At 33.5% G+C, this 10,690-nt stretch carries 7 protein-coding genes and 1 pseudogene; 3 read left to right on the top strand and 5 right to left on the bottom strand.

Features of this window, described 5'->3' with window-relative positions:
* Nucleotides 1–1,443 (top strand): TolB family protein (locus tag AA81_RS05555; RefSeq protein WP_211292662.1); only part of this gene is annotated, 1,443 nt, incomplete at its 5' end.
* Between the two features lie 5 nt (nucleotides 1,444–1,448).
* On the opposite strand, the gene AA81_RS05550 is transcribed toward AA81_RS05555, so the two are convergent.
* The 5 genes from AA81_RS05550 to ftsH form a co-directional block, all read right to left on the bottom strand.
* Nucleotides 1,449–3,845 (bottom strand): efflux RND transporter permease subunit, encoded by a 2,397-nt coding sequence (locus AA81_RS05550; RefSeq protein ID WP_169999622.1) that lies wholly within the window; start codon nucleotides 3,843–3,845, stop codon nucleotides 1,449–1,451.
* Nucleotides 3,846–4,283: 438 nt separating this feature from the next.
* Nucleotides 4,284–4,973 carry a hypothetical protein gene (locus tag AA81_RS05540; RefSeq protein WP_103898471.1) on the bottom strand — a complete coding sequence of 230 codons (690 nt, stop codon included), beginning with the start codon at nucleotides 4,971–4,973 and terminating at the stop codon, nucleotides 4,284–4,286.
* Between the two features lies 1 nt (nucleotide 4,974).
* Nucleotides 4,975–6,255: a S41 family peptidase gene (locus tag AA81_RS05535; protein ID WP_103898470.1), complete on the bottom strand. Its 1,281-nt coding sequence runs from the start codon at nucleotides 6,253–6,255 to the stop codon at nucleotides 4,975–4,977.
* A gap of 129 nt (nucleotides 6,256–6,384) precedes the next feature.
* Nucleotides 6,385–6,654: a metal-sensitive transcriptional regulator gene (locus AA81_RS05530; protein ID WP_103078860.1), complete on the bottom strand. Its 270-nt coding sequence runs from the start codon at nucleotides 6,652–6,654 to the stop codon at nucleotides 6,385–6,387.
* A gap of 36 nt (nucleotides 6,655–6,690) precedes the next feature.
* On the bottom strand, nucleotides 6,691–8,583 hold the full coding sequence (gene ftsH / locus AA81_RS05525; RefSeq protein WP_103898469.1) for an ATP-dependent zinc metalloprotease FtsH: 1,893 nt from the start codon (nucleotides 8,581–8,583) through the stop codon (nucleotides 6,691–6,693).
* A 251-nt stretch (nucleotides 8,584–8,834) separates the two neighbouring features.
* On the opposite strand from ftsH, the gene AA81_RS05520 reads away from it, so the two are divergent.
* Together AA81_RS05520 and AA81_RS05515 are read left to right on the top strand one after the other, a co-directional pair.
* On the top strand, nucleotides 8,835–9,836 hold the full coding sequence (locus tag AA81_RS05520; RefSeq protein WP_103898468.1) for a TolC family protein: 1,002 nt from the start codon (nucleotides 8,835–8,837) through the stop codon (nucleotides 9,834–9,836).
* Nucleotides 9,833–10,690 (top strand): annotated as a pseudogene (locus AA81_RS05515) (hypothetical protein); the annotation flags it as partial. The gene AA81_RS05520 and the pseudogene AA81_RS05515, both read left to right, overlap by 4 nt.

Below are 10,690 nucleotides of genomic sequence, written 5' to 3'. Positions count from 1 at the left end.
AAAAAGGGAGTAAGTTCATTCGATGTAAATTCAAGAGGTGATCTTTTGTACTTAGTGACTACCTACAATATGGGATATTACACAAATAAGTTGTATTATGATTGTGATTGCCTAAACGGTGAAAGGCTAATAGATGAGAGGGTTAAAGCTTTTGGTTTTGTGGGAAACGATAAGATAGCTTATTCAAAATTAGATAAAGGCTTGACCGCTTTGTATTTGTACGATTTAAAGACTAACGAAGTAAAAAAGTTAATAGATTTTGGTAAGTATGTTTTTAACGATATTGTAGGAAGAGAAGATAAAATATATTTTTCCGCTAATTACAATAACCAAACGGACATCTATTCATATGATCTATCACCAGAAAAAATTTATCAAATTACAGATGATGAAGTTAAAGAGCTCGGGTTATTTATCGATAATGATTTTATATATTATTCAGCTAATTACGAAGATGGGATATACAATATTTATAGGTTAAACACAAACAACAAAATGGTTGAGCGTCTGACAAATTATTTAAGCGGTGGTTTTGACCCAGTAGTTTTGAACGATAAGTTGTACCATTTAGTTTACGATCATGAGGGATACCATTTGAGTTATTTAGATTTAGAAAGTGCAGTTAAAGAAAGTTTTGTTTTACAAGGCGAATTTACACAAGTTGATTTTGAAAGTTATGAAATATATTATCCTGAAGATGTTCAAGTAGAAAAATACACGTTTGAAAACCCTTATATAGTGCCATTTCCAATTTTAGCCATTGATACAGAAGAAAATATTTTATACGGAGCGGGTGCATTTTTTATCAGCGAGGCTATGAACTACATTGGGTTTGTAGATGCATATTCATATGGGAATGAAGTGTACGGGGATTTATCCTTGACCTTTGATTATTATACGACTAACAGTATAACTTTGAGCTTGATAGAAGAAGATATTTTAACAAGTTTCTATGTTTCCAATAGTTCTCTTTTGTATTTAGGAAATACGATAAACACATTTGTGGGAGGTGGAGGTTTATTTAGAAACACAACTTTTGAATCATATGTCCTAGATTCTATTTTCCAAATAGGTCCCTACTCTGTTAACAATTACAATATTTATGAAATGGGTATAGGAATCACGTATGATTCAAGTTCTGGTATAAACGCAAAATTAGATAAGCCTTTTGTTGTGCTTGATACGAAGATAGACCCTTACATTGGATATGAGGATGAATCTATATACGCTGGAACCAACGTAGAAAAGACATTATGGAGGCCATATATATCCTTTGAATCTGGAAAGTATAGATTCGATGGAATAAAGGCAGGAGGAGACGTCAAATACAATTTTGGACAAGAAGAATTTGATTATCTTGCGTACATTCAATTCGATCTGAGTATCTTTTATTGGTTGAATGTACCGTTGCAGATAAACAGCGATATGTTCAAACCAAAATAAGTTAATTACTTTTTTCTTTTCCAGAATTTTCTTAGCATTTCTCTGTTCACAATGAACATAACAGCTGTGAATAACCAGGTAAAACCCAAAGACATAGACATAGTCAAACTAAATTCTTTTAAAAGTTCTCCTCTAGAAAATTGAAAGCTTAAGAAAGAGAGCGTTGTTGTAGAAAGTGAAAAGGTTATAGATTTTAAGATATTCCAAAAGTTTGTCTTATTATTGCTGAACGTATGGTATAGATGGAGAAATCCATCTATACCTATACCAAAGATTAAGGGAAAAGTTAGAACAGTTACGAAAGTAGCCCTTATACCTATTAAATACGACAGGCCAAAAGTAGCTAATACAGAAATTATAAGGCTAAGCATAGCTTCTGATGGTTGAATAACATTTTTTCTAACAATAGCAGTTATACCCCATATGGAGATGAAAGATAGGAATAATGGTATATAAAATCTTTGTCTGATCATCTCCATTATTTTATATGTTGCTTTTGGTAAGCCTAGAATGTTTTCTCCCTTTTCCCCCAATGCATCAAAGAAAATTTTTATACCGTTGTTACTCCAAAGGCTGAACTTGGGAGTTACTTCTAAAAGAAGATATTTTTGGCCATCCTTCTCTATTAAAAAATTACCTCTGAGGTCCTCAGGGAAAATATCCATTATATTCAAAGTAAAATGGTAAAGGTCAGAAGAGCGTGCTGCGGCATCTATCAGTTTTAAACTGTCAGAATATAGATTATACTTTTTTAAGACGGATATTATTATTGGATTATTGATAACTTGAGATAAACCTTCTAACTGTGTTTTTATCTTAGAAAATTCTCCAAGATTTTCTTGAATTATGTCTGGCAAACTGTTGACAGATTCCACAACCCCCGTATTTAATAATTCTTTTTTGACAGTTTCAATATCTTCGTCAACTCTCATTAGATATTGCAATGTATCAAAGGAAATATTTCCAAAATGATCCAAAATTTGTTCTCCGACCTTCACAGATTCTGAATTAGAAGAGATTAGCCCTGGAGGCGTATACGAAAAATTAGTGTAATTAATTAGACCTAAAACGCTGAAGATCGAAACTGCTGGAACAACTACAATAAAAATCATTTTTGAGTTTTTTGAAATAAAGTGAGGGAATTTTTTAAAAGCATTGTCTATTTTGGCCGTAAAAGGAGAGATTTTTATGTTTACTTTTAAAGCGTAAATTAATGTTGGGACAAAAAAAATCATTATAAAGAAAAAAACCAATAAACCCATTGAGCTAACGATTGCTAACTCGTTAAAAGCGGGTAATCCCATGAAGAAAAGCGTTAAGAAAACTATGACAGTAGTTATCATTCCAAAGAAGAGAGGGAAAAGGATTCCTTTGTAAGTCGAAGCCAATGCAGTAGTAAAGTTACCATCATCCTCAATTTCTTTTGAAAATCTTGTCATCACATGAATCCCATAGGCTATTCCCAAACCTAAAGTTATTGCCATGACAAAAGAGGTTACTATATTCAATTCTCCGAAAGTTAACGTAATGAGTCCCATCGTTAAAAGTGTAGATATTATTAAACCTAAAAGTACTATTATAGAAGAAGTGAAATTACCAAATGCGAAAGAGAATAAAATAGTTATGAATATAATCGATAAGGTTGTTGTTAGTCTAAAATCTTCCATAACCGTACGATTAGATTCATATTCCGTAACGTAAGAATTAGTCAAACCCGTCTTTATATTGAAAGTCTTTTCGATCTCTGTCAAAATTGAATCCACTTTTGGAACAATGTAGTTTACATAATCTAAATCAGAGGAAGGTTTGTTGAAAGTGAGTCCCATTATCATAACTTTTCCATCAGGTGATAAAGTGTAGTAGGAACTTATTAAATCAGTATTTTCATCAGTTTGGAGAATATTTTCTAAATCGTAAATATCCTCCAAAAAGCTATCCGCTTTTTCAAATAATTCAAAATCGTAGGTGAAATTTCTATTTAATAAACTGCCAAAACTTTGTAAGTTCTCATACATTGTGTATATTAAATCCGTTTGGCTTAAGTTTATGATGCCGTATGAAAAAAGGAAAGATAGATCTGTTTGCACGAAACTTAAAAAGGTAGGTTCATTTTGCATCAAATCGTGAAAAGTTTCGGCAATTTGCGTAGGCTGTGTATTATCGTTGAGAAAAAATGCAGCAACCATGATATCAGATCCTTCAAGAAATGCTTGTTCTTCCTTAAGTTCCACAACAACTTCCGAGTCTTGAGGTAGTATTTTCAACAAATCCGAGTTTACTTTCAATTTCGTTGAAAAAAAACCAAAGATAATGGTAAAGACAAAAACTATCGCTATTATGTAATAAGCATTTCGGGTGATGAAATTTGCAAGTTCTAAAAAGAAGTCCTTTTTTTCTCTCACAGCAACCACCATACTAGGAAAAAGTCAAAAACAATACCTATTATCACCGAATAATAATTCTTCTTTTTTAAGTCTATATAAAATCTTAAAATAATTACCCATAAAACAGAGAAATAGAGAAAAGGCTTTCCTAATAAACCTAATGTAATAGGAGAAACGGAAGAAATGTATGCATATAGTAAATTAGAATCAGAACAAAAAAGCATTCTTATGCCCGAACTTAAATAAGAAAAAAGCAGTATAAAAATAAGTAATTTAAGTTTGAAAACGTCAAAACGTCCCACTTCAAGTAGCGGCATATTTCTCAAAAATACTGGAGAAAAAATGTAAAATAGGGTTATAAGAAATGGGATAAAAAAGGATTTTTTTGTGACGTTGAAAATATTTTTGGGGTTTATAAGAGAGTTGAAAAAATCTAAAAAAATATTTGACATTTTTTCATCCTTCGAATATAAGAACTGAAACATTCGGTTCAATATCTATATTTTCCTGTTTAAAAACATCCAACAGAGGGTTCACTGCAGGATTGTTAAGTAAATCCACATCTACGATAACTCCACCATATTCGTTCAAAGAATTTAAAATATCCCTATTGAAAGAATACGATCTATAATCCTGTTGTGTGAATAAGTTATATCTGGATTTCATTATATTTATCGTGTTTTCATCAAATTTTTCAAGGTTCAAAACATATATCTTTGGAGTTAATTCTAGGTATAAATTGTCTGTTATAAGTTGATAGTAGGGTAAAGTTAAACCATATAGTTCGTAATCGTTTCTTGATTCTTTGTACCTAACATCTGTGGAGATAATCAAACTTCTAAAATCGTCGTAAGCGTTTTTAGTAACAGGTTTGATAGTTAGTTTGTTGTTTCTAAAATCAAATTTTAAAGTTCCTACAAAAACTCCATCATCCATTATATTACGAGTTATAATGGAAAGGTTGTTCGCATCATTTAATTGATCATTTAAAAAAGAAATATCATAATTGATATTTTTTACTGTAAATTTGGGAGATTTTTCTATATTGTAATTGGTACTTTCTATTCGGCCCATTGAGAAATATAAGCCGATGGACAAGGAAAAGAATATTAAAAAAATAGATATTACCCATCCATAAATGCGCAACTTAGTTCCCCCCAGTTAAAAAGTCCAAAGCAGCCTTCAGTTGCAAATCTTCTTCGATATTTATTACAGGTTTTTCTGTAGTCGTATAGAAAGCTTCAGTTGCTTCTTCTTCGGTGATTTCTGTCATAGAGATGACTTCCCTTTCTGGATTGCTTACCTCTATATCAGGTTTTATCCCTTTTAAATGAATATCTGATCCGCTTGGCGTGAAGTAGTGAGCGATAGGTAACCAAATTTCTCCTCCGGTGGATAAGGTAAATGTGTTTTGTACTGCGGCTTTTCCATAAGTTGTTTCTCCAATGACGGTTGCTACATCATTATCTTTAAGTGCCCCGGTTAAGATTTCTGATGCGGATGCTGAACCTCCATTCACCAACAAAACAATAGGGATATTTTGTAAAAAACTGTAATAATTACCTGGAATATTTGGAATTGTTTCTTTTGTACCATCAAAATATTTAACACTAACTACTTCACCGCTCTTTAAAAACATAGAAGTAATATCAACAGCTGATTGTAAAAGTCCACCTGGATTATTTCTTAAATCAATTATTATCCCTTCTATTTCCTGATTCGAGAGATTATTTAAAGCTTCAGTCATTTCCTGAGGACTTGATTTGGCAAAATTAGTGAGTAGTATGTAGCCTAAATTTTTATTTTTGTATTGTAACTTATCGAATTTTACTGTCTTAGTTTCTATTGTTTCTCTTATTAATGTTATATTCTTTGGTTCATTCCATGAGTCACGGTATATTTCCAAGGTAACTTCTGTGCCGGGTTCACCCCTCATTAGCGAGGCTGATTTGCTAAGGCCGAGTTCGGATGTAGGGGTACCGTCAACGGATAAAATGTAATCGTTAGGCATTAATCCTGCTCTTTGTGCAGGAGTTCCATTCATTGGTGAGACGATAATAACGGCATCCATTTCATAATCATATCTAATAGTTAACCCTACTCCACCATATTTACCTTCTATGTCTATTTTACTTTCTTCTGTCTGAACGGAATCGAGATACCAGGCAAAAGGATCATCCAGTCCTTCCATCATCCCTTCAATTGTGGCATCCACTATTTTGTCATAATCAACGTTCTCTTTGCCATAATAATAATTGACTATGTAGTATAGCGTAGAGTAAATAGGTTCTTCAAACTTATCTAAATAAATTTGCGTTACAGAATCCTTTTGATAACTATTAGAAACAGTGTCTGCAAAGATCCAAGAAGTAATAAATAAACCAAAAATTATTATTACGGATAGTAATTTTTTCTTTTTTTTACTCATCTAAGTCTCTCCTTGATAAAATTTTTATAAGGTCATCTATAGAAGCTCTAAAGTTTGTTTTAGCGCCCCTTCGACCCGCAGGCCCACCCATACGGATAAAAGAATTTTTATTATTTACCCTGCTCACAATCATATTTCTCTAAATTTTGATAAAACCTGTATTAATTCGTCTAACATCTTTTCGTTTCCTGTTTCTTCATATTCTAATATACAGCTTTTTGTGTAACCTTTCATTATTTCTTCTGCGGTTTTGTTCAAAGCTCCTTTCACCGCAGACAACTGTGTTAATATATCTGCACATCTTCTCTCTTCTTCCAACATTTTTTGAAGGCCCCTAACTTGACCTTCTATTCTTTTTAATCGTCTGATTAAACTATCTTTATTGTAGTTTGAAGACATGGCTACACCTCTCAAAGTTAAGATGTTTGTTATATTTTAGGCATAAGATACAAAAAGGTTTGTTTCTTTTACATCTTTATCTTTTAAAACGTAGTCATTAAGCTCTTCTATATCCATTTCCATCATTTTTTTGAACTCTTTTCCAGAGATATTCTCTTTATTGTAAAGATAAATGGCCAAAAGGTCAAGTCGTTTTCTATTTTCCACCAGTAAATTCTTAGCTTTTTCATAACTGCTAAGAATAAAATTCTTGATCTCTGAATCTATTTCTTTAGCTGTTTCTTGGGAAAAATTCTTCATTCGAGTTATTTCTCTTCCTAAAAAGATTTCTCCTTCTTCTTCACCCCATGCAATGGGTCCGATCTTTTCACTCATGCCTAATTGGGCAACCATTTCCCTTACTAGCTCAGTAGCTCTCTTTAAATCGTTTCCTGCTCCTGTTGTGATTTCGTTGAATACAATCTCTTCAGCAGCTCGTCCACCTAACATACCAACTATTTTATCCTTTATTTCAGGCTCTGTGATTAAAAACCTGTCTTCAGTTGGAAGTTGCATCGTGTAACCTAAAGCTGCTTGTCCACGAGGAACTATAGTGATTTTGTGAACAGGATCTGCGTAGGGTAAAAGGTAGCCTAAAACTGCATGACCCAATTCATGATAGGTGATAACTTTTTTCTCTTTGGGAGTTATTTTTCGTGATTTACGGGCAGGGCCTACAATCACCCTTTCGACCGCCTCTTGAAAATCATCGTTAGTTATGTGATCTCTGTTATCCCTTGCTGCCAGTAGAGCTGCTTCATTTACCATATTTTCCAAATCGGCTCCGACAAAACCAGGGGTACTTTGAGCTAAACTTTTAATATCTATATCGTCTGCGATTTTTTTACCTCTTAGGTGAATCTTTATAATTTCCTCTCTCGCCCTTAAATCAGGTACATCCAAGAATATTTTTTTGTCGAACCTTCCTGGCCTTAAGAGGGCTTTATCTAAGATATCAGGCCTATTTGTTGCTGCCATTACAACTATACCTTCTCGTGGATCAAAACCATCCATTTCAACTAATAAAGCGTTTAAGGTTTGTTCCCTTTCATCATGACCTCCACCTAAGCCCGTTCCTCTTTGCCTTCCTACGGCATCCAATTCATCGATGAAAATTATTGCAGGGCTATTCTCTTTGGCTTCTTTAAAAAGGTCTCTGACTCTGGATGCCCCAACACCTACAAATAATTCAACGAAATCAGAACCCGACATAAAATAAAATGGCACATTAGCCTCTCCTGCAACAGCTCGGGCTACCAAAGTTTTTCCTGTACCCGGAGGTCCTGACAAGAGTACCCCTTTAGGCATTTTTGCTCCCAAGGCACTGAAGTTTTTAGGATCTTTTAGAAAATTAACTATATCTTCTAATTCTTCTTTAACTTCGTCGATTCCAGCTACGTCATTGAAAGTAATTTTATTTTTTCTAGCATCATATCTTTTAGCAGGGTTTCTCCTATAATTGGCTCCAGGTATCCCTTCTCCTGTTCCAGATCTTCTGAACATCCAAAACCAAAAAAACATTAGTATTATTAAGGGCAACATATAGATAAGCATAGTAACCCACCAACTTGCCCCGGTGTTTTGAATATACTCAATCTTAATGCCATCATTTGCTAATGCTCTAACATAAGCTTGATCCATAAGCAAAGTTGGGGCATAAACCTGAAAAAGCTGTCCATTTTTGGCTTTCGCTTGGATAAGGCCACTTGTATCGATTTGTAAGCTTATGATCGTGTCTTGATTTATTAAGTTCACGAGATCGGTATAACTTATCTCAGTTATGTTCGATGTATTTAACTGAGAAATGCTCATAAAAATAAGCATAGCGAGAATAAAATATATAAAAAGCGGTCCAAATAGGGACCCTCTTCTGTTTGGATTGTTATTCATAAGAGCCTCCTTTTTATAAAAATAAAATTTATGTCACTTATATTTTATAACAATATAATAAAATATGCAAATGTTATAAAGAAATTTTTGTTGTACCAGTATTTGAAGAGTAAATTCTCAACAATAGAGACTGTTTAAACATTCATTTTAGAAAAAAGAAAATTTTTAAGCTATATTTAAGTGAAAGATTTTATACTAGAAATATATTTGTGAATTTATTATTTTAAAAAATAGCCAAAGGAGGAAAAAATATGAAGAAAGTAGTATTGATAGCTTTTACCTTGATTTTAGTGACGGGGATGTTTTCAGCAGGTTTAACAGAGGTATTTGATACAGCTAAAGCAAGTAGTACAATATACAAAACCGCGCAGCTTGATCTAGAAAAGACTAACCTCGACTACAACAAGGCTAAGATAGAGGCAACGAACAGGAAGTTAGAATTAAGTGGGGAATTAAGTTATTACTCAGGTCTTTCAAACTACAATACTTCTGTGAAAGATTACTACGGTGACATAGTAGACAGAGTATTGGATGTTTACGTAGAAGAAATAAATGTAAAAACAGCGGATTTGCAGTTAAAAAACGCCCAGATAACTTACGATAACAATACTGAATTGTTCAACAACGGATTGATTTCAGAAGACGACCTTAAAAGTTCTGAACTCGATGTAAGTGATGCACAGAACAATTTGGAAAGTGCCCAATTAAATTTAGAAACCGCCAAAGACAACTTAAAAGAATTATACGAAGGAGATTACAGCCAAATAGAGATAAATATTCCAGGGTATGAAGGCATATTCGTGAGTGATGAGGAATACTTAAACAACAACTACAATCTAAAGCTAGCCCAACTAAACGTAGATATTTCACAATACGATCTCAACAACTTACCTGCCAACGCATCAGCATATAACAAGAGAATAGCTGAGATAACTCACCAAAAAAATATCTTAAGTTTGCAAGACACACAGGACACATTGATCGAAGCACACAAAACAACAAAAAATAGTATCGAAACTCTTTACAAAAGTTTGAAAAACTCAGAAGAAAGAATGAGCTTAGCTCAAAGCACATACAACGATACAAAGGATAGATTCAACAAAGGATTGGTATCTGAATTGGAACTAAACACTGTGAACATAAACTATCTAACAACCCAAAAGAATTATTATGAAAGTGTAAGAAATTACTTAAAAACGACCATCAACTACATAATAGACACAGGAAGGAGCCTTGAGGAGGTAGGATTGTGAAAAAACTTATAGTTTTAGTAATAACCCTTCTCGTAGGAATCCTGAGCCTATTTGGGATGACATTCGAAGAGTTATACGAACAAAATTTAAACAAAAGTTCATCTTATACGCAAGCGGAGTTGAACTTGCGAAGCGCAGAATTAAACATGAACAAAATAGACAACTTCTTTGTTCCATATTTGGGAATATCTGTTGATACAATGAAAACAGGGATAATCCCAGCAGGAACAACAACCGTTAGTGGGTTGGTTTTTGGAGGAGAAGGAGATTTAGAAGGTTACAGGATTTCTTTGGATGTAAACTTCTTAGAGGTATGGGGAGCCCAGGTGGGTCTCTCGTTCCCTTTTACTTTAAACACAACAGATGACTGGACGATAGAAGGTCCTTCTGGGGAGGATATATCAATCTCTTTATCTCGTGATCTAACAATAATCGACAGGGCAGAAAGGTTGAAGACTGAAAGCAGCTACTACGATGCGCTTTCTAAATACTACATGGCTCAAACGAATGAATTCATAACCACGATAGAAGATATATTCACCAGACATTACAACGAAGAGATGATTCAAACGTACCAAGATGAAATAGAAATACTGAACCAACAGTACAACTTATCAACCGATAAAGACGAAAAAGAAAATTTAGAAAAACAGATACTAACCGCTCAAAAGAGTTTAGAAACTTTAAGAGCAAGTAACGCACCTCTAGAATATTTTGAATACACACAAGAACTATACAATCAAACAAAAGATATGGTAGAAAGAGTAATAAACGAAAATCAAAACTACCCAACGAATATTGAAGAAAGGTTAGATTTAAAATCGTTGAAACTCAAAGAAGAGGCATCGGAAATA

Source organism: Petrotoga halophila DSM 16923 (assembly GCF_002924615.1).
This window is presented reverse-complemented; position numbering and strand designations above follow the sequence as displayed.